Source organism: Pseudomonas sp. NY15364 (assembly GCF_048068235.1).
Taxonomy (GTDB): Bacteria; Pseudomonadota; Gammaproteobacteria; order Pseudomonadales; family Pseudomonadaceae; genus Aquipseudomonas; species Aquipseudomonas mendocina_D.
Window position 1 is genome coordinate 259873 of sequence record NZ_JBLUPX010000001.1, and the last position, 24291, is coordinate 284163.

General features: G+C 62.8%; 22 protein-coding genes, 1 other RNA gene and 3 pseudogenes. 15 read left to right on the top strand and 11 right to left on the bottom strand.

Features of this window, described 5'->3' with window-relative positions; all coding sequences use genetic code 11:
• Positions 1 to 144: 144 nt before the first annotated feature.
• From ACNFCJ_RS01250 to ACNFCJ_RS01265, 4 genes are all read right to left on the bottom strand, one after another.
• On the bottom strand, positions 145 to 741 hold the full coding sequence (locus ACNFCJ_RS01250) for a 5-formyltetrahydrofolate cyclo-ligase (protein ID WP_416769313.1): 597 nt from the start codon (positions 739 to 741) through the stop codon (positions 145 to 147).
• Positions 742 to 796: 55 nt separating this feature from the next.
• Positions 797 to 975: non-coding RNA, 6S RNA (gene ssrS / locus ACNFCJ_RS01255), on the bottom strand.
• A gap of 67 nt (positions 976 to 1042) precedes the next feature.
• Complete coding sequence (locus tag ACNFCJ_RS01260; RefSeq protein ID WP_116617675.1) at positions 1043 to 1348, bottom strand: cell division protein ZapA; 306 nt, start codon at positions 1346 to 1348, stop codon at positions 1043 to 1045.
• Complete coding sequence (locus ACNFCJ_RS01265) at positions 1345 to 1554, bottom strand: TIGR02449 family protein (RefSeq protein ID WP_013713533.1); 210 nt, start codon at positions 1552 to 1554, stop codon at positions 1345 to 1347. The genes ACNFCJ_RS01260 and ACNFCJ_RS01265 overlap by 4 nt, the downstream gene beginning before the upstream one ends.
• A 349-nt stretch (positions 1555 to 1903) precedes the next feature.
• Here ACNFCJ_RS01265 and ACNFCJ_RS01270 point away from each other — a divergent pair, with 349 nt between their 5' ends.
• From ACNFCJ_RS01270 to ACNFCJ_RS01330, 13 genes are all read left to right on the top strand, one after another.
• On the top strand, positions 1904 to 2458 hold the full coding sequence (locus ACNFCJ_RS01270; protein ID WP_179575214.1) for a YecA family protein: 555 nt from the start codon (positions 1904 to 1906) through the stop codon (positions 2456 to 2458).
• A gap of 18 nt (positions 2459 to 2476) precedes the next feature.
• Positions 2477 to 3811, top strand: a complete 1335-nt coding sequence (gene pepP / locus ACNFCJ_RS01275) for a Xaa-Pro aminopeptidase (protein ID WP_256835621.1) — start codon at positions 2477 to 2479, stop codon at positions 3809 to 3811.
• Positions 3812 to 3815: 4 nt separating this feature from the next.
• Positions 3816 to 5000 carry a 2-octaprenyl-6-methoxyphenyl hydroxylase gene (gene ubiH / locus ACNFCJ_RS01280; RefSeq protein WP_416769316.1) on the top strand — a complete coding sequence of 395 codons (1185 nt, stop codon included), beginning with the start codon at positions 3816 to 3818 and terminating at the stop codon, positions 4998 to 5000.
• 159 nt (positions 5001 to 5159) lie between these two features.
• On the top strand, positions 5160 to 6377 hold the full coding sequence (locus ACNFCJ_RS01285) for a 2-octaprenyl-3-methyl-6-methoxy-1,4-benzoquinol hydroxylase (protein ID WP_416769318.1): 1218 nt from the start codon (positions 5160 to 5162) through the stop codon (positions 6375 to 6377).
• A 110-nt stretch (positions 6378 to 6487) separates the two neighbouring features.
• Positions 6488 to 7489: an extracellular solute-binding protein gene (locus ACNFCJ_RS01290; protein ID WP_416769319.1), complete on the top strand. Its 1002-nt coding sequence runs from the start codon at positions 6488 to 6490 to the stop codon at positions 7487 to 7489.
• Between the two features lie 94 nt (positions 7490 to 7583).
• Positions 7584 to 9200 (top strand): ABC transporter permease, encoded by a 1617-nt coding sequence (locus tag ACNFCJ_RS01295; RefSeq protein ID WP_416769321.1) that lies wholly within the window; start codon positions 7584 to 7586, stop codon positions 9198 to 9200.
• 329 nt (positions 9201 to 9529) lie between these two features.
• On the top strand, positions 9530 to 10627 hold the full coding sequence (gcvT, locus tag ACNFCJ_RS01300) for a glycine cleavage system aminomethyltransferase GcvT (RefSeq protein WP_416769322.1): 1098 nt from the start codon (positions 9530 to 9532) through the stop codon (positions 10625 to 10627).
• A gap of 94 nt (positions 10628 to 10721) precedes the next feature.
• Positions 10722 to 11111, top strand: coding sequence for a glycine cleavage system protein GcvH (gene gcvH, locus ACNFCJ_RS01305; protein WP_003458665.1), 390 nt, complete (start codon positions 10722 to 10724; stop codon positions 11109 to 11111).
• Between the two features lie 328 nt (positions 11112 to 11439).
• Positions 11440 to 11754, top strand: coding sequence for an ArsR/SmtB family transcription factor (locus ACNFCJ_RS01310; protein WP_106735104.1), 315 nt, complete (start codon positions 11440 to 11442; stop codon positions 11752 to 11754).
• Positions 11751 to 12185, top strand: a complete 435-nt coding sequence (locus ACNFCJ_RS01315) for a YeeE/YedE family protein (protein WP_416769324.1) — start codon at positions 11751 to 11753, stop codon at positions 12183 to 12185. Before ACNFCJ_RS01310 ends, ACNFCJ_RS01315 begins: the two co-directional genes overlap by 4 nt.
• 2 nt (positions 12186 to 12187) lie before the next feature.
• On the top strand, positions 12188 to 12607 hold the full coding sequence (locus ACNFCJ_RS01320) for a DUF6691 family protein (RefSeq protein WP_256835614.1): 420 nt from the start codon (positions 12188 to 12190) through the stop codon (positions 12605 to 12607).
• A 14-nt stretch (positions 12608 to 12621) separates the two neighbouring features.
• Complete coding sequence (locus ACNFCJ_RS01325; protein WP_074857615.1) at positions 12622 to 12810, top strand: DUF2892 domain-containing protein; 189 nt, start codon at positions 12622 to 12624, stop codon at positions 12808 to 12810.
• Positions 12811 to 12927: 117 nt separating this feature from the next.
• Positions 12928 to 13917: a cytochrome-c peroxidase gene (locus tag ACNFCJ_RS01330; RefSeq protein WP_125874199.1), complete on the top strand. Its 990-nt coding sequence runs from the start codon at positions 12928 to 12930 to the stop codon at positions 13915 to 13917.
• Here ACNFCJ_RS01330 and ACNFCJ_RS01335 read toward each other — a convergent pair whose 3' ends face one another.
• The 7 genes and pseudogenes from ACNFCJ_RS01335 to ACNFCJ_RS01365 all read right to left on the bottom strand — a co-directional run bounded on the left by ACNFCJ_RS01335 (position 13918) and on the right by ACNFCJ_RS01365 (position 20563).
• A complete protein-coding gene (locus ACNFCJ_RS01335) occupies positions 13918 to 14466 on the bottom strand; it encodes a methyl-accepting chemotaxis protein (protein WP_416769581.1) in 549 nt (182 codons plus the stop codon). It abuts the gene before it with no gap.
• A pseudogene (locus ACNFCJ_RS01340) lies at positions 14461 to 15237 on the bottom strand (PAS domain-containing protein); the annotation flags it as partial. The pseudogene ACNFCJ_RS01340 and the gene ACNFCJ_RS01335, both read right to left, overlap by 6 nt.
• Positions 15238 to 15321: 84 nt before the next feature.
• Complete coding sequence (gene aguA, locus ACNFCJ_RS01345; RefSeq protein ID WP_416769326.1) at positions 15322 to 16428, bottom strand: agmatine deiminase; 1107 nt, start codon at positions 16426 to 16428, stop codon at positions 15322 to 15324.
• 70 nt (positions 16429 to 16498) lie between these two features.
• A pseudogene (locus ACNFCJ_RS01350) lies at positions 16499 to 16810 on the bottom strand (nitrilase-related carbon-nitrogen hydrolase); the annotation flags it as partial.
• A gap of 372 nt (positions 16811 to 17182) precedes the next feature.
• Positions 17183 to 17824 (bottom strand): TetR/AcrR family transcriptional regulator, encoded by a 642-nt coding sequence (locus tag ACNFCJ_RS01355; protein ID WP_116617682.1) that lies wholly within the window; start codon positions 17822 to 17824, stop codon positions 17183 to 17185.
• A 72-nt stretch (positions 17825 to 17896) separates the two neighbouring features.
• A pseudogene (locus tag ACNFCJ_RS01360) lies at positions 17897 to 18955 on the bottom strand (polyamine ABC transporter substrate-binding protein).
• 228 nt (positions 18956 to 19183) lie between these two features.
• Positions 19184 to 20563, bottom strand: a complete 1380-nt coding sequence (locus ACNFCJ_RS01365) for a glutamine synthetase family protein (protein ID WP_416769328.1) — start codon at positions 20561 to 20563, stop codon at positions 19184 to 19186.
• A gap of 794 nt (positions 20564 to 21357) precedes the next feature.
• Between ACNFCJ_RS01365 and ACNFCJ_RS01370 the strand changes: the two genes are divergently transcribed.
• Positions 21358 to 22716: a glutamine synthetase family protein gene (locus ACNFCJ_RS01370; RefSeq protein ID WP_416769330.1), complete on the top strand. Its 1359-nt coding sequence runs from the start codon at positions 21358 to 21360 to the stop codon at positions 22714 to 22716.
• A gap of 85 nt (positions 22717 to 22801) precedes the next feature.
• Complete coding sequence (locus tag ACNFCJ_RS01375; RefSeq protein WP_343352104.1) at positions 22802 to 24175, top strand: aspartate aminotransferase family protein; 1374 nt, start codon at positions 22802 to 22804, stop codon at positions 24173 to 24175.
• The last annotated feature ends 116 nt before the right edge of the window (positions 24176 to 24291 follow it).

The window sequence follows — 24291 nt, forward strand, 5'->3', positions numbered from 1 at the left end:
TTCAGTCTGGGTGTGGTTACCACGGGTTACACCCAGAGTCTTTGGGAGCGACAGAGCGACGCTCCGATCAATGTAACGCAGCAGCCCTGATTCGCGGGCAGCCAGCGTAAGCGCCGCAGGGAACGCGGTGCCGCATCGCTCAACTCAATACCACGTCCTGTCCGTCACCGTCGCCTGCAGGGGCACGTCCCAGCTGGCCATGGCCAGTTCATCCACCCGCTGACATTCATGTGCCAGACCCAGTAGTGTCGGCATGTGCCAATTTTTGCGCATTCGCAGATAAGCCAGGCTGCGGTCGTAGAAACCGCCGCCCATGCCCAGGCGCCCGCCACGATCATCGAAGCCCACCAGCGGCAGCAGTACCAGATCCAACGCCCACACCTTGCGTTGGCGTTTGGGTTGCGGGCGCGGCTCGAGGATGCGGAAGCGATTGCCCGCCAGTTTCTCGTGCCGACTGACGCGCTGAAACACCATCTTGGTGCGTGGCCAGGCGCTTAGCACTGGCAGATAGGTGTGCTTGCCGCGTTTCTGTGCGGCGGCCAGCAGCGGGCGCGGATCGATCTCGCCGTCATTGGGCAGGTACAGGGCGATATGCCTGGCGCGGCGAAACTGCGGGCTTTGCGCCAGCTGGCGGTATAGGTTGCGTGCGGCCAGACGTTGCTGGCTGCGGCTGAGTGCACGTCGACGCTGACGCAGCACGCGGCGCAGTTGCGGGCGACTGGGAATGCTGGACGTGGTCATGATGTGAGGTTGTGCTGAGGCAGATAGCAGTGCTGAAACGCGCTGCTGGAAAAGATGACTTCCCGGCGTGCCGCTGTCGGTTTAGCCCTTGAACCCGAAAGTTCAAGGTGGAGGTTGCAGGAGGCGTTAAGGCTTTCCGTCAGGCGGACATGCACACCGGCCCCAACTTGCAACCCCCGTGGTTGTGCGTATCGGCTCAGGGACATCACCGACTGGCGCACACCCCAGGAAGTTGCGTCCAGTATACCCCAATGGAGCACTTGAGGGGCAGTCTGCGACGAACAGGCAGGCATGCCGGTGCTCAGGATGTCGAGTCGTCGGTCAGGGCCTGGTCGACGCGATCGAGCAAATCACGCACCTGCTGGCGGGTGGAGTTGGCGTCCTGGTCCAGGCGCTGCTGCTTGTGCAGCAGGTCGTGGGTTATGTTCAGCGCGGCCATGACGGCAACGCGATCAGCGCCGATCACTTTGCCGCTGGTGCGGATCTCGCGCATCTTGCCATCCAGGTAGCGGGCAGCGCTTTCCAGGTTGGCGCGTTCATCCTGCGGGCAGGCGATGCAATATTCTTTGTCCAGAATGTGGACGGTCACGGTTTTCGACTGGGTCATGAGTCCTGCTCCAGGGCTTTGAGGCGCGAAATCATCGATTCGACCTTATGCCGGGCCAATTCGTTCTTTTCGATCAGATGAGCGCGTTCCTCGCGCCAGGCCTGTTCATTCGCCAGCAGGAGTCGGTTGTGAGCCTTTAGCTGCTCGACACGCTGGATCAGCAGCTCCAGCTTGGCGGTCAATGCGTGCAGTTCGGCGTCTTCCATGGGCTCTCGCTATGGGAGGGAATGGCTGGACTATATAGGCCTGTCCCGTTCAGGGCACCTCTAAAAACTACCTGCGTTGTCATCACTGCGTTAAAAACAAGCTCAAAATGTTAATTGCAACTCGTAAAGTCGAACGCGACTCCGACCGTTTTTCGCTCGTTTTTGCCTTGTGCTGACTGCTTCGCCTACGTTTCTAGAAGCGCCCTTCTTGGGTCAAACCACGGTTGGCAGTGATGTGATGCAGATGACGACATCACACCGGCGGCCTCGGATGGTCTTGGCGCGTCTGCCGGTGCTAGGATACGAGGCCTCCATTCTAGAGATTGCGCCGCCTGGCGCCTAGCTATCTATGTCGATTCCAAGTTCTCCCTACGCCGCCTTCGCCGCTCTGTTGAACAGTGCCGGGCATTCCGTTTCTCCTGCCGAACTGCATGGCCTGCTGCTCGGTCGCAGCTGCGCTGGCGCGGGCTTCGAGGCCGATGCCTGGCTGCTCGACGCTGCCGATCTGCTCGGCGGCGAGCCGCAGGATAACGTACGCCAGGCGCTGATCGGCCTGCAGGAGATGGTCAAGGGTGAGCTGTGCAGCGAAGACGTCACCGTGGTGCTGTTGTTGCCGGATGACGAAACCCCGCTGGCGCAGCGCGCAACAGCTCTGGGCCAGTGGTGCCAGGGCTTTCTCGGTGGTTTTGGCCTGACCGTTCGCGACGGTGCGCTGAGCGCCGAAGCCATGGAAGTGTTGCAGGATCTCTCCGCCATCGCCCAGGTGCAGAGCGCCCTGGAAGAATCCGAAGATGGTGAGAGCGACTACATGGAGGTGATGGAATACCTGCGTGTGGCGCCGCTGTTGCTGTTCACCGAGTGCGCCAAGCCTGCGGCACCTGCTGCCAAACCGTCCCTGCACTGATTTTCGTCGGAGCCTGCCTTGATCAGCATCCCCAAGTCCGAATATGCCCGTCGGCGCAAGGCGCTGATGGCGCAGATGGAACCCAACAGCATCGCCATTCTGCCGGCAGCGCCGGTGTATATCCGCAATCGTGACGTCGAGCATGTCTACCGCCAGGACAGCGACTTCCAGTACCTCACCGGTTTCCCCGAGCCGGAGGCGGTGATGGCCCTGATTCCTGGCCGCGAGCACGGTGAATATGTGTTGTTCTGCCGTGAACGCGACCCGGAGCGTGAGTTGTGGGACGGCTTGCGCGCTGGTCAGGACGGCGCGGTTAAGCATTTCGGCGCCGACGATGCTTTCCCCATTGGCGATATCGACGACATTCTCCCGGGGCTGATCGAAGGTCGCGAGCGTGTCTACTACGCCATCGGTAGCAACCAGGAGTTCGATCATCGGCTGATGGAATGGGTCAACCACATCCGCGCCAAGGCTCGCCAGGGCGCCACGCCGCCGAACGAATTCGTTGCCCTCAACCATCTGCTGCACGACATGCGCCTGTACAAGTCGGCCGCCGAGGTCAAGGTGATGAAGGAGGCGGCCGAGATCAGTGCGCGCGCTCACGTGCGTGCGATGCAGGCCAGCCGCGCCGGTCTGTACGAATACCACCTTGAAGCCGAACTGGATTACGAGTTCCGCAAGGGCGGGGCGAAGATGCCGGCCTACGGCAGCATCGTCGCCGCTGGCCGCAATGCCTGCATCCTGCACTATCGCGAAAATGACGCGGCGCTCAAGGACGGCGATCTGGTATTGATCGACGCTGGTTGCGAGATCGACTGCTACGCCAGCGACATTACCCGCACCTTCCCGGTCAGCGGCAAGTTCTCGCCCGAGCAGAAGGCCATCTATGAGCTGGTGCTCAAGGCCAACGAAGAGGCCTTCAAGCACATCGCACCCGGCAAGCACTGGAACGAAGCCCACGAGGCCACCGTGCGCGTGATCACTGCCGGTCTTGTCGAGCTGGGCCTGCTCGAGGGTGACGTCGATGAGCTGATCGCCAGCGAAGCCTACAAACCCTTTTATATGCATCGCGCCGGCCACTGGCTGGGGATGGACGTGCACGATGTTGGCGACTACAAGGTCGGCGGCGAGTGGCGCGTGCTGGAAGTCGGCATGGCGATGACCGTCGAGCCGGGGATCTACATCGCCCCCGACAACGACAAGGTCGCCAAGAAATGGCGCGGCATTGGCGTGCGCATCGAAGACGACGTGGTGGTGACCAAGAAGGGCTGCGAGATTCTCACCAACGGTGTGCCCAAGTCGGTCGCTGAGATCGAGGCGTTGATGGCGGCCGCGCGTAGCGAGGCGGCCTGAGCCTATGTCACGCGTACAGCTGGCGATTATCGGCGGCGGTCTGGTCGGTGCCAGCCTGGCGCTGGCCCTGCAGGAGACGGCGCGTCAGCGTGGCTGGCGCATCGCCCTGATCGAGCCCTTTGCGCCGGGCAGCGAATACCAGCCCAGCTATGACGCGCGTTCTACCGCGCTGTCCTACGGCAGTCGGTTGATCTACGAGCGCCTCGGTCTGTGGCAGAGCATCGCCCAGCGGGCCGAGCCGATTCAGCAGATCCATGTGTCCGACCGCGGCCGCTTCGGCGCCACGCGCCTGCAAGCCATCGAGGAAGGCGTGCCGGCACTCGGCTACGTGGTGGAGAACGCCTGGATCGGCCACTGCCTGTGGCAGGCGCTGGATGTGGGTGTGATCGAATGGCGCTGCCCGGCCGAAGTGGTCGGCATGCAGCGCCTCGACGATGGCTATCGCCTGACCCTGAACGACGAAACCTGCCTTGACTGCGACCTGGCGATTCTTGCCGATGGTGGGCGTTCCGGCCTGCGCGAGCAGCTCGGCATCGGCGTCAGCAGCAAGCCTTACGGGCAGAGTGCGCTGATCGCCAACGTCAGCCCGCTGGAAGCGCATCGTGGGCAGGCTTTCGAGCGCTTCACCGATGACGGCCCGATGGCGCTGCTGCCGTTGAGCGATAACCGCTGTGCACTGGTCTGGACACGCGCCGCGGCTGACGCCGAACGTCTGTTGCGCGCCAGCGAGTCGAGTTTTCTAAGCGAGTTGCAGCAGGCTTTCGGTTATCGCCTGGGCGCCTTGCGCCAGGTGGGTGCACGGCATCTGTATCCGCTGAGCCTGATCGAGGCGCAGGAGCAGGTGCGTCCGCATCTGGTGGTGCTGGGCAACGCCGCGCACAGCCTGCACCCCATCGCTGGCCAGGGCTACAACCTGTCGCTGCGCGATACCCTGGCGTTGGCCGAGGTGCTGATCGACAGCGAGACGCCGCTGGGTGATTTCGCCACCCTGCAGCGTTACCAGCAACGGCAGCAGCTCGATCAACAGATGACCGTCGGCTTCTCCGACCGGGTGACGCGCCTGTTCAGCAACGCACAGCCGCTGCTGACTGCCGGGCGCAACCTGGGTTTGCTCGGCCTCGACCTGCTGCCGCCAGCCAAGCGCTGGTTCGCCCGGCAGGCGATGGGTATGGGAACCCGCAGCCTGTGAGCGCGTTTTATGACCTGCAGGGTGTCTTTCCAGCTACGGCAGAAATGGTCTCGACCTGCTCGCCAGCATTGCGCGCTCCAGCTCTCGTAGGGTGCGCCGTGCGCACCACCCTGCATGCCATGGTGCGCACGGCGCACCCTACGGATTGAGGAAATGGATATGCGCGCGGATCTGATCATCGTCGGTGCCGGTATGGTCGGCAGCACCCTGGCTCTGGCGCTGGAGCACAGCGGTCTGGATATTCTGATCGTCGACGGCAGCCCGCTGAGCGTGTCGCCCTTCGATGCGCAGGCGCCGTTCGAGCCGCGCGTCAGCGCATTGTCGATGGCCACCCAGCGCATTCTCGAGCGCCTGGGCGCCTGGCCAGGCATCGCTGCACGGCGTGCTTGCCCCTATGGCGAGATGCGCGTGTGGGATGGCTCCGGTACCGGCAGCATTCACTTCGCTGCCGCCAGCGTGCATGCCGAGACGCTGGGCCATATCGTCGAGAATCGCGTGGTGCAGGATGCCCTGCTCGAGCGCTTGCACGACAGCCAGATCGGCCTGCTGCCCGGCGCACGCCTGGAGCAACTGCGCCGCAGCGGCGATGAATGGCTTCTGACGCTTACCGATGGCCGTCAGTTGCGCGCACCGTTGCTGGTCGCGGCCGACGGCGCCAACTCCGCGGTGCGCCGCCTGGCCGGTTGCGCGACGCGCGAATGGGATTATCTGCACCACGCCATCGTGACCAGCGTGCGCTGCGAGCGTGCGCACCAGGCCACTGCCTGGCAGCGTTTCACCGATGATGGGCCGCTGGCCTTCCTGCCGCTGGCCGGGCCGGCCGGCGAGCACTGGTGCTCGATCGTCTGGTCCACCGTACCGGTCGAAGCCGAGCGCTTGATGGCGCTGGATGATGAGGCCTTCTGCGCCGAGCTGGGCAAGGCTTTCGAATCCCGTCTGGGCAAGGTGCTGCATGCCGATCGCCGTCTGTGCATCCCGCTGCGTCAACGCCATGCCAAGCGCTACGTGGAGCCGGGGCTGGCGCTGATCGGCGATGCCGCACACACCATCCACCCGCTGGCGGGGCAGGGCGTCAACTTGGGCTTTCTCGATGCGGCGGTGCTGGCCGAGGTGCTGCTGCATGCCGCTATGCGAGGTGAGAACCTCAGTGATGAGCGCGTGCTGAGCCGTTTCGAGCGTCGGCGCATGCCGCACAATTTGGCGATGATGGCGGCGATGGAGGGCTTCCAGCGTCTGTTCCAGGCTGACCCGTTGCCGTTGCGCCTGCTGCGCAACGTTGGCTTTGATCTGGTCGACGGCCAGGCAGAAGCCAAGGCGCTGTTCGTGCGTCAGGCGCTTGGGCTAACGGGCGACTTGCCGGAGCTGGCACGAGTCTGAGCTGACGCAACTTGTAATAACTGCTGTGTGTGGTCTTGCTGTTTACGTTGAGAAGGCAAATAACATTCACTACTATTCAGCCACTTTGTAATCCACAAGAGGCTGGTCCCATGAAGGCTCGCAACGCGCTTCTCGCTGCATTCACGCTCAGCACCCTGGCAACTGCCGTCCAGGCTGCCGATGAAGTGGTGGTCTACTCCGCCCGCATCGATGAGCTGATCAAGCCGGTATTCGATGCCTATACCGAGAAAACCGGGGTCAAGGTGACGTTCATCACCGACAAGGAAGCCCCTCTGATCGCCCGCCTCAAGGCTGAAGGTGCCAACACCCCGGCTGATCTGCTGATCACCGTCGACGCCGGCAACCTCTGGCAGGCCGAGCAGGAAGGCGTGCTGCAGCCGACCAAGTCCGACGTGATCGATGCCAACATCCCCGCTCAGTATCGCTCCAGCACCGACAGCTGGACCGGCCTGTCGCTGCGTGCACGGACCATTTTCTACTCCACCGAGCGCGTCAAGCCGGAAGAGTTGTCCACCTACGAAGCGCTGGCCGACAAGAACTGGGAAGGCCGCCTGTGCCTGCGCACCAGCAAGAAGGTCTACAACCAGTCGCTGACCGCCACCCTGATCGAAGCCCATGGCGCCGAGAAGATCGAAGAAATCGTCAAGGGTTGGGTCAACAACCTGGCGACCGACGTGTTCCCGGATGACACCGCGCTGTTGCAAGCCATCGACGCCGGTCAGTGCGACGTAGGCATCACCAACACCTACTACTATGGCCGTCTGCACAAACAGCAGCCGGATCTGAAGGTCAAGCCGTTCTGGCCGAACCAGAACGACCGTGGCGTGCACGTCAACCTGGCCGGTGCCGGTGTGACCAAGCATGCACCGCATGCCGAACAGGCCAGGAAGCTGCTGGAGTGGATGACCACCGCAGAAGCACAGAGCATCTTCGCCGGTGTTAACCAGGAGTACCCGGCCAACCCGGCGGTGAAACCGTCTGCCGAGGTGGCTTCCTGGGGCACTTTCAAGGCTGATACCGTGGCCACCGAAGTAGCTGGCAAGCGCCAGGCCGAAGCGACCATGCTGATGGATCGTGCTGGCTGGCAGTAAGCGCGTAACGATCATCGACGAGCACAGCGCTGCCGTTATACTGCGACGCCCCGCCTAGCCGGGGCGTCGTCATTTCCGTAGTCGAGGAATCCGCGTGCCGCATCCCGTCCAGCGTCGCTGGTACCCCATCGTCCTTGCCGTCGCCGTTCTGGTGTTGATGCCGCTGTCGGTGCTGCTGCTGAGCTGGCACGACGTGGATCAGCAGATCTGGACGCACCTGTGGCAGACGCAGATGGCACGGCTGATCGGTAATACGCTGACGCTGGTGATCGGTGTCGGTGTAGGGGTGACGCTGCTGGGGGTGAGCCTGGCCTGGCTCACCAGCCTCTGCGAGTTTCCCGGTCGGCGCTGGCTGGACTGGGCGCTGATGCTGCCTTTCGCCATTCCCGCCTACGTGCTGGCATTCGTTTTCGTTGGCCTGCTGGATTTCGCCGGCCCGGTGCAGACGCTGCTGCGCGAATGGTTTGGCAGTGGCTTGCGCCTGCCGCGCGTGCGTTCGACCGGCGGGGTGATCATCGTGTTGGTGCTGGTGTTCTATCCCTACGTCTATCTGCTCGCCCGTGGCGCCTTCCTGGCTCAGGGCAAGGGCTTGATGGAGGCGGCCCGGGTGCTCGGGCAAAGCCCCTGGCAGGCGTTCTGGCGGGTTGCGCTGCCAATGGCGCGCCCGGCCATCGGTGCTGGTCTGGCCCTGGCAATCATGGAGACCCTGGCGGATTTCGGGGCGGTGTCGGTGTTCAACTTCGATACCTTCACCACGGCGATCTACAAGACCTGGTACAGCTTCTACAGCCTTACCAGTGCTACCCAGTTGGCCAGCCTGCTGCTGCTTGCCGTGGCGTTGGTGCTCTACGGCGAGCGTCGTGCCCGCGGCGCCGCACGACCGGCCAACGAGCGGCCGCGCGGCAAGGCGCTGTATCACTTGCACGGCTGGAAGGCCTTCGCGGCCAGCGCCTGGTGCGGACTGGTATTCGCCTGCGCCTTCGTCATCCCGCTGCTGCAACTGCTGGCCTGGTTCTGGCAGCGCGGTCGCTTCGACCTCGATGAGCGCTACGCCGGGCTGATCCTGCATACCCTTTACCTGGGTGGCATGGCGGCGCTGATCACCGTCAGTGTGGCCATGCTGCTGGCCTTCGCCCGCCGCCAGGCGCCGAACCGCGGCGTGCGCTTCGGCGTCGCGCTGGGCAATCTCGGTTATGCCTTGCCGGGTTCGGTGCTGGCGGTGGCGATCATGTTGGCCTTCAGTTTCCTCGATCGTGAACTGGTGATTCCGCTGTCCACGGCACTGGGCGGAGCCGGCAAGCCGCTGCTGATGGGTAGCCTCACGGCGCTGCTGGTGGCCTATCTGATCCGCTTCATGGCCGTGGCGTTCGGGCCGCTGGAAACCAGCCTGGCGCGGATTCGCCCGTCGCTGCCGGAGGCGTCGCGCAGCCTCGGTGTTGGCAGCTTCGGGCTGTTCTTCAGGGTCTATCTGCCGCTGCTGCTACCGGGCACCTTGTCGGCCGCGCTGCTGGTATTCGTCGATGTGCTTAAGGAAATGCCGGCGACTCTGCTGATGCGCCCGTTCGGCTGGGACACCCTGTCTGTACGGGTATTTGAGATGACCAGCGAAGGCGAGTGGGCGCGCGCCTCGCTGCCGGCGCTGACCCTGGTGCTGGTCGGCCTGCTGCCGGTGATTCTGCTGATAAGGCGCTCGGCCCGCAGTTTCGGTTGATCAAGACAGCGATGTAGGGCGGGTGCAACCCGCCAGTGTCGGGGCATGGCGGGTTACACCCGCCCTACGACCTGAAGCCAGGATGACCCCCCGGACGCATGCGGCTACAATGCGCGCCATTCGCGAGCCGGGGTAACCCGGCGGACGTGCCGAGAAGCGTAGGCGAGGCGGCCAGTGCAAGGCGCAGCCAGGTGAAAAACGGCCGGGGTCGCGCCCGACTGTGCTCATACACATGAGCATTTTGAGCCTGGCTGTAACGCAGCAATGGCAACGCAGCTAGCTTCTCGGGGGTCTGAATCGCTTCGCCAAGCCCGGAAGGAGATTTACCCATGGGACAGCGCACCCCCCTCTATGAGCTGCACCTGGCGCTGGGGGCCAAGATGGTGGATTTCGGCGGCTGGGACATGCCGCTGCACTATGGTTCGCAAGTCGAGGAGCATCATCAGGTGCGCCGCGAGTGCGGCGTGTTCGACGTCTCGCACATGTGTGTGGTGGACGTCAGCGGTGAGCAGGCGCAGGCCTACCTGCAGCACCTGCTGGCCAATGACGTGGCGCGCCTGCAGACGCCTGGCAAGGCGCTGTACAGCGCCATGCTCAACGAGCAGGGCGGGGTGGTCGATGACCTGATTGTCTACCTGACCGGCTCTTCTTCTCCGGCACCGGGCTACCGCCTGGTGCTCAATGCGGGGACTCGCGACAAGGACCTGGCCTGGATGCACGCCCAGACCGCCGAGTTCGCTGTCGAAGTGCGCGAGCGCCGCGACCTCGCGGTATTGGCCATTCAAGGCCCCAAGGCCCGTGCCCGTGTTGCCGAGTTGGTGACCCAGGCCCGTGCCGCGCTGATTCACGAGCTCAAGCCGTTCCAGGGGCTGTCAGAGGGTGACTGGTTCATCGCCCGAACCGGTTATACCGGTGAGGATGGTCTGGAAATCGTGCTGCCGGCGGCAGAGGTGGTGTCTTTCTTCAACGATCTGGTCGGTGCCGGTATTTCGCCGATTGGCCTGGGCGCGCGTGACACCCTGCGCCTGGAGGCGGGCATGAATCTGTATGGCCAGGACATGGACGAGCAGGTCAGCCCGCTGGCTGCCAACATGGCCTGGACCATCGCATGGGAACCAGCCGAGCGCGACTTCATTGGTCGTCCAGTGCTGGAAGCGCAGCGCGCCGCCGGCTGCCCGAGCAAGCTGGTGGGGCTGGTGCTGGAGGAGCGCGGCGTGCTGCGTGCACACCAGGTGGTACGCGTTGATGGCATTGGTGATGGCGAGATCACGAGTGGCAGCTTCTCGCCTACGCTGAACAAATCCATCGCGCTGGCGCGGGTACCGGCCGCGACCGGGGATCGTGCCGAGGTGGAGATCCGCGGCAAGTGGTACCCGGTGCGGGTGGTCAGGCCGAGCTTCGTGCGCAACGGTAAAACCCTTATCTGAATCATCAGGTCGCGGTGCTGGCTTCCCCTGGCGCTGCGGCCTGCTAAATTGTCCAGACGGCCCACTTGCCGTCACCGTTTACGAGGAATCAAACATGAGCAATATCCCCGCCGATCTGCGTTATGCCGCCAGCCACGAGTGGGCGCGCCTGGAGGCTGACGGTAGCGTGACCGTGGGCATTTCCGACCACGCCCAGGAAGCCCTCGGCGACGTGGTATTCATCGAGCTGCCGGAAGTCGGCAAGCAACTGAACGCCGGCCAGGAAGCCGGTGTGGTGGAGTCGGTCAAGGCTGCCTCCGACATCTATGCGCCGGTTGGCGGCGAAGTGATCGCCATCAACGAAGCGCTGGCTGACAGCCCGGAAAGCGTCAACAGCGACCCCTATGGCAGCTGGTTCTTCAAGCTCAAACCGAGCGACACCAGCGAGCTGGACAAGCTGCTGGACGCTGCCGCCTATCAGGCTGCCGCTGACGCCGACGCCTGATTCATCAGGCCTCTACCCGGAAACCCGCTGCGGCGGGTTTCTGTGTTTCTGGGCTCTGCTAGTGAATCCGCATGCAGGGCGTCAGTGGTAGCCCGTATGTAACCCTGGGAGTGGCGATACTCCGTGTGGCAGGAGGCGCTTGAGCGACGAGCTCTTGTCGCGGCTAAAGCCCCTCCCACGATTTGTACTGTGCATGCATCGGTTGATGCAGGTAGGCGCGCTCTTGTAAGGCCCGTTCAATTCCCTCTTTAACCGCTGGTCGGTTGGGCTAACACTTACCCGGAATACAGTATATAAAAACACATATTGTATTGAGTGAAGGTGTACCATGACTGAGCCCATCGATATCCAGCAGTTGCGTGCCAATGCCGACGCCGCCGGGCAACTGCTCAAGGCGTTGGCCAATCCTGATCGCCTGTTGCTGCTCTGCCAGCTGTCGCAAGGCGAGCGCAACGTCAGCGAGCTGGAGGCGCTGCTCGGTATCCAGCAGCCGACGCTGTCCCAGCAACTGGCGGTGCTGCGCCGCGAGGGGTTGGTGGAAACCCGTCGTGACGGCAAGCAGATCTTCTATCGCATCAGCAGCCCGGCGGCGCTGGCGGTGATCGAGACGCTCTACCGCCTGTTCTGCGAGAGCCGGCAATGAACATCGACTGGGCCAGCTTCACACCCTGGAGCGCCCTGGCTGGGGGGGCGCTGATTGGTCTGGCGGCTGCCATATTCGCCTTGGCCAATGGCCGGGTAGCGGGTATCAGCGGCCTGCTCGGCAGCCTGCTGCAGCGTCAGGGCGAAGGGCGCGGCGAAAAAGCAGCGTTCCTTGTTGGCCTGCTTCTGGCGCCCCTGCTCTGGGGATTGTTCGCGGCATTACCGTCGATTCACTTCGAGACTGGCAGTCTCGGCTTGATCGTCGCCGGCTTGCTGGTCGGTATCGGCACCCGTTATGGCTCGGGCTGCACAAGCGGCCACGGCGTCTGCGGTATTTCCCGCCTGTCGCCGCGCTCCATGCTGGCAACCCTGTGCTTCATGGCTACGGGTTTCGCCACGGTCTTTGTCCTGCTTCATCTCCTGGGAGCTTGAACATGGCCAGACTCAGTGCATTCGTCTGCGGCCTGCTGTTTGGTCTGGGCCTGCTGCTGGCGGGCATGGCCGACCCGGCCAAGGTGCTGGCATTTCTCGATCTGGCCGGCAATTGGGATCCCTCGCTGGCGCTGGTGATGGCCGGGGCCATAGGCGTAGCAGCGTTACCGTTGAACCTGGCGCAGCGGCGCAGTAAGGCTCTGCTGGGTGGCGCCATGCAGTTGCCGACCCGCCGCGATCTTGATGCTCGCCTGATTGGCGGCAGCCTGCTGTTCGGGGTCGGTTGGGGTATCGCTGGCATCTGTCCGGGGCCGGCTGTTGCCATCTTGCTGAGCGGGCACTGGCAGGCCCTGCTGTTCGTCGCGGCGATGCTCGCCGGCATGCTGATCTTTACTGCGCTGGAAGGCCGGCGCGGACGTTGACCTGGAGAACCTCGATGAAAGCCAATGTTGGAACGCTCGACCGCAGTCTGCGCATCGCCGCAGGTCTGATTCTTATCGCGCTGAGTCTTGCCGGTGTCATCGGCCTGTGGGGTTGGATCGGTGTGGTGCCACTGGCGACCGGCATCTTCCGTTTCTGCCCGGCGTATCCATTGCTGGGTATCAACACCTGCAAAATGAAATGAAACATATCCACTGAGGCGAGATGCGCATGCGACTTGATGCAGATCAAGTCGCCCCGGGTGTGCGCTGGGCATGGTCGAGACATAACCAGAACAGCCAATACCTGAGGAGATACACACATGCGCACTCTGACCCTGCTGGCCGGATTGTGTTTGGGCGCCAGCGCCTGGGCCAATCTACCCGCCAATGAACCCGTCGAGCCGATCGCACCGGCCGAGATCACTGATCCGGCCAAGGTGGAGCTGGGCAAGCAGCTGTTCTTCGACCCGCGCCTGTCGCGTTCGGGGTTCATTTCCTGCAACTCCTGCCACAACCTGTCGATGGGGGGCAGCGACAACCTGCCGAGCTCAATCGGCCACAACTGGCAGCAAGGGCCGATCAATTCACCGACCGTGCTCAATTCCAGTCTCAACCTCGCGCAGTTCTGGGATGGCCGCGCCGCCGACCTCAAGGAACAGGCCGCCGGCCCTATCGCCAACCCGATGGAAATGGCCTTTACCCACATTCTCGCCGTCGACGTGCTGCGCTCGATCCCGCAATACCGCGAGTCGTTCAAGGCCGTGTACAAAACCGACGAGATCACCCTGGACGAAGTGACCGATGCTATCGCCGAGTTCGAGAAGACCCTGGTCACGCCCAACTCGCGCTTCGACCTGTGGCTCAAGGGGGATGCTGAGGCCATCACCAAGACCGAGCTGGAAGGTTACGAGCTGTTCAAGTCCATCGGCTGCGTGGCTTGCCACAACGGCCCGGCGCTGGGCGGCAACTCGTTCCAGAAGATGGGCCTGGTAGAACCCTATGAAACCAGCAACCCCGCCGAAGGCGTTGCCGGTCTGACTGGCAAGGATGCCGACCGCTTCAAGTTCAAGGTGCCGACCCTGCGCAACGTCGAGCTGACCTATCCCTACTTCCACGACGGTGCCTACTGGAAGCTGGAAGAGTCGGTGGACATCATGGCGCGCCTGCAGCTCGGCCGGCAGCTGAGCGAAGGCGATATTGGCAAGATCACCGCCTTCCTCAAGACCCTGACCGGCGAGCAGCCGAGTTTCGCCCTGCCGATCCTGCCGCCGTCTAACAATGACACACCGCGGCCGCAGCCATTCGAGTGATCAGTACTCCTCCAGCGCCTCGGCGAACTGGCGCACGGCATCGACAACCTGCCGTGCGCCGCTCTGGATTTCCTCGATCACCTGCCCGGCCTGGTTGACCAGCTCCACACCCTGCTCGACCTTGTGCTGACTGGACTGCATGTTGTCTACGGCGTCTTGCGCCAGCTCGTGGTTGCGCTTGACCACCTCGACGATCTCCACCGTGGCCTGTGCGGTACGCGCGGCCAGGCTGCGTACCTCATCAGCGACCACGGCGAATCCGCGGCCCTGCTCGCCTGCGCGCGCCGCTTCGATAGCGGCGTTGAGGGCGAGCAGGTTGGTTTGCTCGGCAATGCCGCGGATGGTCTGCACGATGCTGCTGATCATCTCCGACTGCTGGCTGACCGCGCTAATGCCCTCGGCTGCGCGGGACAGTTCGTCGGCGATGCCGCGCACCATCGTGACGGTTTCGCTGATCACCTCGGCGCCATGCCGGGCACTGTCGTCGGTGCGTTGGGAAATTTCATAGGCAAGTTTGGCTGCATCAGATTCGGCCTGTTGCTGGTGCACCTGCGGGGTGATGTCACGGGCGAACTTGACGATCTTGTAGAGCGTGCCGCTGGCGTCGAACACCGGATTGTAGGTGGCGCTCAGCCAGATGATGTCGCCGTGGCGGTTGATGCGCTGGAATCGCCCTGAGAAGAATTCGCCGCGATTCAGGCGTGCCCAGAAGTCGCGGTAGGCAGGCGAGTCGGCCTCTTCGCGAGTGCAGAACAGGCGATGGTGCTTGCCGCGGATTTCGTCCAGGCGGTAGCCCATGGTTTGCAGGAAGTTGGCGTTGGCTTCCAGCACTTCGCCCTTGAGGTTGAACGCGATCACGGCCATGGAACGGCCGATCGCGTCGATCATGCTCTCCTGCTCCTGTTCGCGGGCTACCAGGGTGGTGATGTCGGTGGCCAGCTTGAGCACCGACTCGACGCGGCCATCGGCGTCCAGGATCGGGTTGTAGCTGGCTTCCAGCCAGACTTCCTGGCCCTGCTTGTTGCGGCGCAGGAAACGATCACGGATGTACTCGCCGGCCGCCAGGCGCTGCCAGAAACGCCGGTACTCGGCGCTGGCCTGGTAGTCGGGAAAGCAGAACAACCGGTGGTGCTGGCCCTGAATTTCTTCCAGGCGGTAGCCCACGGTCGTGAGGAAATTGTCATTGGCGCCGATGATGGTGCCGTCGGGTTTGAACTCAATCATGGCCGTCGAGCGATCGACGGCAGCCTTCCTGGCGAGAGCAGCTTGCAACTGTTGACGAGCCGCTTCCAGGGCTTGCTTGAGGGCTTTATTGAACATGATGTGCTCGAGAGGATACGGGGATGATCCCGACCAATATTATCGGCTTGGTCAGGATCTACTTGAGCCCTGCGCGAGCAATTTTCAGCGCTGTTGTGGCGCCGGCTGTTGCTGGGTGATGCAGTGGATATTGCCGCCGCCCAGAAGGATCTCACGGCCTGGCACCATCACCACGCGATGCTCGGGGAAAATACGCTCAAGAATGGCGCGCGCCTCTTCGTCCTTCGGGTCATCGAAGCTCGGTGCGACAATGCCGCCGTTGACGATAAGGAAGTTGACGTAGGAGCCGGCCAGGCGAACGTCCGGGCTGCGCTCCTGGCTGCCGTCGACGATGTCGACGCCCGCGCACTCTTCGGCGGTGGCATGAATCGGGCCGGGGATCGGCATCTTGTGCACGGTCAGCTGACGGCCCTTGGCGTCGCGCACGCTTTCCAGCACGCGCATGGCGGCCTGGCAGCGCGGGTAGTTGGGATCGTTCGCATCGTCGGTCCAGGCCAGCAGCACTTCACCGGGGCGCACGTAACAGCAGAAGTTGTCGACGTGGCCGTCGGTTTCGTCGTTGTACAGACCGTCCGGCAGCCAGATCACTGTGTCGATGGCCAAGTGCTCGTTCAGCACGGTTTCGATCTCTTCGCGCGACAGGTGCGGGTTGCGGTTCTTGTTCAGCAGGCACTCCTCGGTGGTGATCAGGGTGCCTTCGCCATCGACATGGATCGAGCCGCCTTCGAGGACGAAACCTTCCGTGCGATAGCGCTTGCAGCCTTCGATCTCGAGAATCTTGCGCGCCACCTGATCGTCACGCAGCCACGGCCAGTACAGGCCGCCATCGAAGCCGCCCCAGGCATTGAAGGCCCAGTCCACACCGCGCACTTCGCCACTGGCATTGGTCACGAAGGTCGGGCCGGTGTCGCGCACCCAGGCGTCGTCAGTGGTGATTTCCACCAGGCGGATGTTGGCGTCATCCAGGCGTGCGCGGGCGTTTTCGTACTGCGCCGCGGATACGCAGACGGTTACCGGTTCGAACTGGGCGATGGCCTTGGCCACGGCGGTGAAGGCTGCCTGCGCCGGCTTGCCGCCGTTGCGCCAGTTGTCCGGGCGTTCGGGCCAGACCATCCAGGTCTGGCTCTGTGGTGCCCACTCGGCAGGCATGTGGAAGCCATCGGCGCGTGGAGTCGTGGTCAACGTGGTCATATTTCGCTTCCGTAGGGTGCGCCATGCGCACCGGCAAAGTGTTTGGAGGGCTCGGTGCGCACAGCGCACCCTACCGGATCGACGGTGCTTTTCCGTCGAGAGTGGAAAGCGGCCAGTATAGGTTCGGCCGGCGGTCGCGGAACACACCCCAGGCGGTGCGCGCCTTCTCCAGCTCGGTCAGGTCGAAGCTGTGCACCAGCACGCCTTCCTCGGTCTGGTTCAGCTCCTCGACTTTCTCGCCGAACTGGTTGGCGATGAACGAGCTGCCGTAGAAGGTGATGTCGTAGCCGTCCTGCTCCTCGCGGCCGATGCGGTTGCTTGCCACCAGCGGCATCAGATTGGCGCCGGCATGGCCCTGTTGCACACGCTGCCAATGCTCGCGCGCCCTGTGCGGCAGCCTGGCGTACCAGCCTCTCGGCATTGGCGATGTTCGCGGGCGTATCCCAGGAGCAGGCCATCTGGGTCGCAGCGACGGTAACGATACGGGACATAAAGCACCTCTTGGCTCGTTCGCAAGCCGCTTCGGCGGCCCATTCAGAGTGCTGTGGCTGGACTTGACCAAGGCTGGATGCTCGTTTTATATCCGATAAATATCGGTATTAGAAGGTGCTTTTTGTTGAACTAGCAAAATTAATACGATTTTGTCGGATTTATATTGGTTATGACCATGGGCGTGCAGTGTCGCCTAGGCTGCGCGCCGCGATCGAGCCGGGCGTCAGATACCATCGGTGCGCACGGCGCACCCTACGGGGGATTACGCCAATGGCGCAGGTCTTTTCGGCAGGGCAGCAGGCAGGTACAGGCCGAGGTAGGCATCGAACACACGCATGCCTTCCTCGGCCAGGCGTGGCGTGATTTTGCCGTGCAGCTGTACAGAGCGGGCATAGACGCGATCACCCAGTTCCATGGCCAGGGCGAAGACATCGATATCCATCGGTAGCTGCGGCAGGGGGAAGTGGCGGTCGAACAGCGCCTGCATCAGGCGGCCCAGTTCGAAGTCGTGCTGATGGTCGGCCTGGGTCACCTCGGCCAGGCCATGCTGGGCGAGGATCAGCTGGCGCGCTGCGGCGTCGCGCGCGTAGATGTCCAGCATGCGTTGTTCGACGATGCGCGACAGGTCATGCCAGGTGTTCAGGCTGGCGTGTTCGACCGGCTCCTGCAGGCAGGCGCGAAAGGCTGCGTGCACGTCTGCAGTCAGGCCTTCGAGTAGTGTCGGCACGCTGGCGAAGAAGTGGTACACCGACGACGGTGGAATGCCTGCGTGCTCGGCCACCGTGTAGATCGAGAGGTTGGCCATGCCCTGCTCGGCCAGCAGTTCGCGTGCTGCCGCCAGTATCACGGCGATACGGGCCTGGCTGCTGGCGCGTGGCTTGCGGGTGCTGGCGGGGCGCGACATGGCTGAGTCCTCGTGGGTCGAGGCGCTATTGGACGTCAGCAGGCGGCGGCGAGGCAAGCATCGCCGCCGTCATCAGCTACCGTCGCGGAACCGCTGCCAGACATCGCTGCGAACCTGGGCGTGCTTCTCCGAAAGCACTTCCAGCGGATGCAGGCGGCGCTTGGTGTCCTGATCCGGATAAAGGCCGGGCTGTTCCAGTAGGGCTTTATCGATGAACGACATCGAATCGGCATTACCGTTGGGGTAAAGCGTTTCAGCGGTAATCTGGGCAATGACCTGCGGCTGCATCAGGTAGTCGATGAAGCGGTGAGCGAGGTCCGGCCGAGCGGCGTTGGCAGGAATTACCAGATTGTCGATGAACAGCACCGAGCCTTCGTCCGGTACCACGAAGCGTACCGGCTGGCCGGCCTGCGCCGCGGCAAGGGCGTCGCCGACCCAAGCCATGGCCAGGCACAGGCGACCGTTGTTGAGGTCTGCGATATAGCGCTCGCTGTCGACGTAGCGCAGGTTCGGGCGTAGTGCCTAAAGCACTCCGCCGGCGCGCTCGACCCGGCTTGGTGCGCTGCGCGCCAGGCTGCGGCCCTGGTAGTTGAGCAGCAGCGACAGGGTTTCATCCGGCGCATCCAGCACGCTGATGCCGCAACTGGCCAGGCGCACGCTCTGTTTGGCATCGAACAGCAGGCTCCAGCTGTCCGGCAGTGGTCCGCCATAGGCCGCCTCGGCCTGCGGCGTGTTGATCGCCAGGCCGACCGCGCCCCACAGGTACGGCACGGCGTGCTGGTTCTGTGGGTCGACCGCAGCCAGCTTGCTCAGCAACTGCTTGTCTAGGTGCGTGCGGTTGGGTAGCAGGTTGAAGTCCAGTGGGCGAATGCGGCCACTGGCGATCAGCGCCGGCAGCTCGCTGCGCGAGGGCACGGCGATATCGATGGGCTGGCCGCTTTGCAGTACGGCGGCCAGTTCTTCAGCACTGGCGAAGGTGTGGTACTCGACCTCGATGCCGGTGTCGCGGGTGAAGTCTTCCAGCACCTGCGGCGCGATGTAATCGTTCCAGTTGTAGACCCGAATGCTGTCGGCGGCCTGGGCCAGGCCGCAGCTCAGGCCCAGCAGGACGGCGGCAATAGCGCGTTGCATGAGTAGCTCCCCGATGGATGAAGGCAACAGTATCCGGTGGCCTTGCTTGCCTGAGGTTGATTCATGTCAGCGGAGTCGCCGTACGGCGAACCGCCGGCCCCGACGCGGGGCGTCGGAGTTGTCGGTTGGCAGTTGGCAGGCAAAAAGAAGCCGGCTCCAGACCCTGTGAAAACGCAGCATGGCCGAGCGTAGTAGTTTTCACAGAGTCTGCGGCCGGCTTTCTCGGTGTTACACTGTATGCAGGTACCAGTTGTACTCGAGGTCGGAGATGGTGGTCTCGAACTCCTGCAGTTCGGCTTCCTTGCACGCGACGAAGATGTCGATGTACTTGGAGTCGATGTATTTGTTCATCACCTCACTGTCGTCCAGCTCGCGCAGCGCGTCACGCAGGTTGTTCGGCAGGCTGGGTTCGAGCTGCTCGTAGGAGTTGCCTTCGATCGGCTCGCCCGGTTCGATCTGGTTGGTCAGGCCGTGGTGGATACCGGCGAGGATCGAGGCCAGCATCAGGTAGGGGTTGGCATCGGCGCCGGCCACGCGGTGTTCGATGCGCACGGCATCCGGGCTGCCGGTGGGGATGCGAACGGCCACGGTGCGGTTGTCCAGTGCCCAGCTCGGCGCGTTGGGGACGTAGAACTGCGCGCCGAAGCGGCGATAGGAGTTGACGTTGGGGCAGAGGAACGCCATCGACGCGGACATGGTGTCGAGGATGCCGCCGACGGCATGACGCAGCGAGGTGTTCTCCAGCGGATCTTCGGCCGCGAAGATGTTCTTGCCGGTCTTCTTGTCCAGCAGCGAGATGTGCACGTGCAGACCGTTGCCCGCCTGGCCTGGATAGGGCTTGGCCATGAAGGTGGAATCCATTTCATGGTCGTAGGCGATGTTTTTGATCAGGCGCTTGAGCAGCAGGGCGTAGTCGCAGGCCTTGATCGCGTCTTCGACGTGGTGCAGGTTGACTTCGAACTGCGCCGGGGCGCTTTCCTTGACGATGGCGTCGGCCGGGATGCCCTGTTCCTTGGCGGCTTCGAGCATGTCCTGCAGGCAGTCGACGTACTCGTCGAGGTCGTCGATCAGGTAGACCTGAGTGGAATGCGGGCGTTTGCCGGAGATCGGCGAGCGCGGCGGCTGCGGACGACCGTTCACGTTCTCCTGGTCGATCAGGTAGAACTCCAGTTCGAAAGCTGCGCAGATACGCAGGCCCAGTTCGTCGAACTTCTGTACCACCTGGCGCAATACCTCGCGCGGGTCGGCGAAGAAAGGCGTGCCGTCCAGCTCGTGCATGGTCATCAGCAGCTGCGCGGTCGGGCGCTTCTGCCAGGGTTCGTTGCACAGGGTATTGGGGATCGGGAAGCAGATACGGTCGGCGTCGCCGATGTCCAGGCCAAGGCCGGTACTCTCGACGGTGGAGCCATTGATGTCGAGGGCGAAGAGCGAGGCGGGCAGGTTGATGCCTTTCTCGTACACCTTATGAAGGGCGTTCCGGTCGATGCGCTTGCCGCGCACCACACCATTCATATCTGCAATAAGAAGGTCGACGAACTGGACCTCGGGATGTTCCTTGAGGAACGCGTTCGCTTCGTTAAGCTGAACGGCACGCGGGGGTACCGACATGATGCAACACCTTTTTGTTAAATATATCAATCATGCGACTGCATGGGTGTGAGTCAATCCGAAACGCACTTTACTGTCAAGCAGGCCACATGGTGCCCTCTAGTGGGGCGTGATGGCCATTTTTGGGGCATTTCAAGGCCTTTCAGTGGGCTCCAAACCTTGATCTTTCAGGGTGCTCAGCGGGGTGTGTTCAATTTTTTACAGAGCTATTGTGTAAAAAAATGAACAAGGCTAAGCTCGGTTCAAACCCATAACAGCAATAATACGGGTGTCTCATGTTTTCCCTGCCGGCCATCGGCGTCAGCGCTTGTGCCAGGACCATCGGTCACGCTACCTCTTACCGCAACAGCGAGGCGAGTCTGCATATCATGCGGGCCCGAGTGGTCATGAGCATGACCGCTGCGCTGAGGCAACATCCTTTCTTTGCGCCCGGCGCGTCGCACGACCTGCCTGATCCGGTTTTTCGTTCATTGCATCCCCTGCACGATAGCGTACGCGGCCGTGTGACGCTGTCTGCTGCGCGCCTTGGCCCACGTCCTGCAATGCACAAGGCACTCGCCTGTTTCGCCGGGTGCGTGCTATGCCGCGAGATAGACGGCCCGATGTTCGAATACAAGGGTGAGCGATTTTATTTCGGTGGAGTGACATGCAAGGTACCGGAGGTGTCGCACCCCTAGTAGCATCCACACGAATATCTCGCCTTCTTCCAGGCCTTTGGTGAGGCTTGCAGGGAGAGGGCGGGGCAACGCTGAACCCGCTATAACAAAAGCAGGTTCTACAACCCTGAGGTCTCTATGAGTACCAAGCTAGACCAGCTCACGAGCTGGCTGAAAGAACGCAAAATCACCGAAGTCGAATGCCTGATCAGCGACCTGACCGGCATTGCCCGCGGCAAGATCTCGCCGACCAACAAGTTCCTCGACGAGAAGGGCATGCGCCTCCCTGAGAGCGTGCTGCTGCAGACCGTGACCGGCGACTACGTCGAGGACGACATCTATTACGACCTGCTGGACGAGGCGGACATCGACATGTTCTGCCGTCCGGACGCCAACGCTGTATTCGTCGTGCCCTGGGCCATCGAGCCCACCGCCATGGTGATCCACGACACCTTCGACAAGCAGGGCAACCCCATCGAGCTGTCGCCGCGCAACATCCTCAAAAAAGTGTTGCAGATGTATGCCGACAAGGGCTGGAAGCCCATCGTCGCACCGGAGATGGAGTTCTACCTGACCAAGCGCAACAGTGACCCGGACTTCCCCCTGGTGGCGCCGGTTGGGCGCTCCGGCAGGCCGGAAACCGGTCGTCAGAGTTTCTCCATCGACGCGGCCAACGAGTTCGACCCGCTGTTCGAAGACATGTATGACTGGTGCGAACTGCAAGGCCTGGACCTGGATACGCTGATCCACGAGGAAGGCCCGGCGCAGATGGAAATCAACTTCCGCCATGGCGATGCGCTGCACCTGGCTGACCAGATTCTGGTGTTCAAGCGCACCATGCGTGAGGCCGCGCTCAAACATGACGTGGCGGCCACCTTCATGGCCAAGCCGATCACCGACGAGCCTGGCAGCGCCATGCACATCCACCAGAGCGTGGTCGACCTGAAGACTGGCAAGAACATCTTCTCCAACGACGACGGCACCATGAGCGAGCTGTTCATGCATCACATCGGGGGGCTGCAGAAGTACATCCCCGAGCTGCTGCCACTGTTCGCGCCGAACGTCAACTCGTTCCGCCGCTTCCTGCCCGATACCTCGGCGCCGGTGAACGTGGAGTGGGGCGAGGAGAACCGCACCGTAGGCCTGCGCGTGCCTGAGGCGACTCCGCAGAACCGTCGCGTGGAAAACCGCCTGGCCGGCGCTGACGCCAACCCGTACCTGGTGCTGGCAGCTACTCTGCTGTGCGGCTACATGGGTATGGTCGGCGGGGTGAGACCCGGTGCACCGGTCAAGGGCCGTGGTTACGAGCGTCGCAACCTGCGCCTGCCGGTGACCATCGAGAGCGCTCTGGAGCGGATGGAAGCGTGCAAGGACGCCGAGAAATTCCTCGGCGAGAAGTTCATCCGTGGCTATGTCGCGGTCAAGCGTGCCGAGCACGAGAACTTCAAGCGCGTGATCAGCTCCTGGGAACGCGAGTTCCTCCTGCTGTCGGTGTAAAAGGCTACCGGCCGCGCCTGGCGCGGCCGGCGCCACGAATTTCTGCGTAGCGCCGCTGGCGCTGCGTATTAGCAAGGTGTTGGCAATGAACAAGCAAGCGAACAATCCCAAGACTGCCCAGTGGCAGGCCCTGAGCAAGGCCCACCACTTGGCGCCGTTCAGTGATTACAAGCAACTGGCCGAAAATGGCCCGCGCATCATCACCGAGGCCAAGGGCGTGCATCTGTGGGACAGCGAGGGCAACAAGATCCTCGATGGCATGGCCGGCTTGTGGTGCGTGGCCGTCGGCTATGGCCGCGAGGAGCTGGTCGCAGCCGCCGCTACGCAGATGCGTCAACTGCCGTTCTACAACACCTTCTTCCAGACCGCGCACCCGCCGGTACTTGAGTTGGCCCACGCCATTTCCCAGCTGGCGCCGGCCGGCATGAATCACGTGTTCTTCACCGGTTCGGGTTCGGAAGGCAATGACACCATGCTGCGTCTGGTGCGCCACTACTGGGCATGCAAAGGCCAGCCGAACAAGAAAATCATCATCGGCCGCGACAACGGCTACCACGGCTCCACCGTGGCCGGGGCTAGCCTCGGCGGCATGAAGTTCATGCACGAGCAGGGCGATCTGCCGATTCCGGGCATCGCCCATATCCCGCAGCCGTACTGGTTCGGCGAGGGTGGCGAGCAGTCGCCGGAAGAGTTCGGCATCTGGGCTGCCGACCAGTTGGAGAAGAAGATTCTCGAACTGGGCGAAGAAAATGTTGCAGCGTTTATCGCCGAGCCGATCCAGGGCGCGGGCGGTGTGATCATTCCGCCCGAAACCTACTGGCCGCGGATCAAGGAAATCCTCGGCAAATACGACATCCTGTTCGTTGCCGACGAGGTGATCTGCGGTTTCGGCCGCACCGGCGAGTGGTTCGGCAGCCAGTACTACGACCTCAAACCTGACCTGATGACCATCGCCAAGGGCCTCACCAGTGGCTACGTGCCGATGGGCGGGCTGATTGTCAGCGACAAGGTGTTCGAAGTGATCGAGGCGCATGGCGACTTCAACCACGGCTTCACCTATTCCGGCCACCCGGTGGCCGCTGCGGTGGGCCTGGAGAACCTGCGCATTCTCAGGGAAGAAGGCATCGTCGAGCGGGTTAAAGCGGAAACGGCACCGTATTTGCAACGTCGTCTGCGTGAGCTGGCGGATCACCCGTTGGTGGGCGAAGTACGCGGCGTCGGTATGCTCGGCGCCATCGAGTTGGTGCAGGACAAGGCGACGCGCACGCGTTATCCGGGTGACAAGGCGGTAGGCATGATCTGCCGCGGCCACTGTTTCAACAACGGTCTGATCATGCGCGCCGTGGGCGACACCATGATCATTGCGCCGCCTCTGGTGATCAGCCAGGCGGAAGTGGATGAGCTGGTAGATAAAGCACGCAAGTGCCTGGATCTGACCCTGCGTGACCTATCGGTCTGAAAGCCTGCAGTCACGGAAAGTTGTCAGCGGTGCCATGACCTTGCCAGACTGCGCCAGAATGCGTGAGCCGTCCTGATTGGAACGGTTTGCGCGAACTCTGGAATATCGACACAACA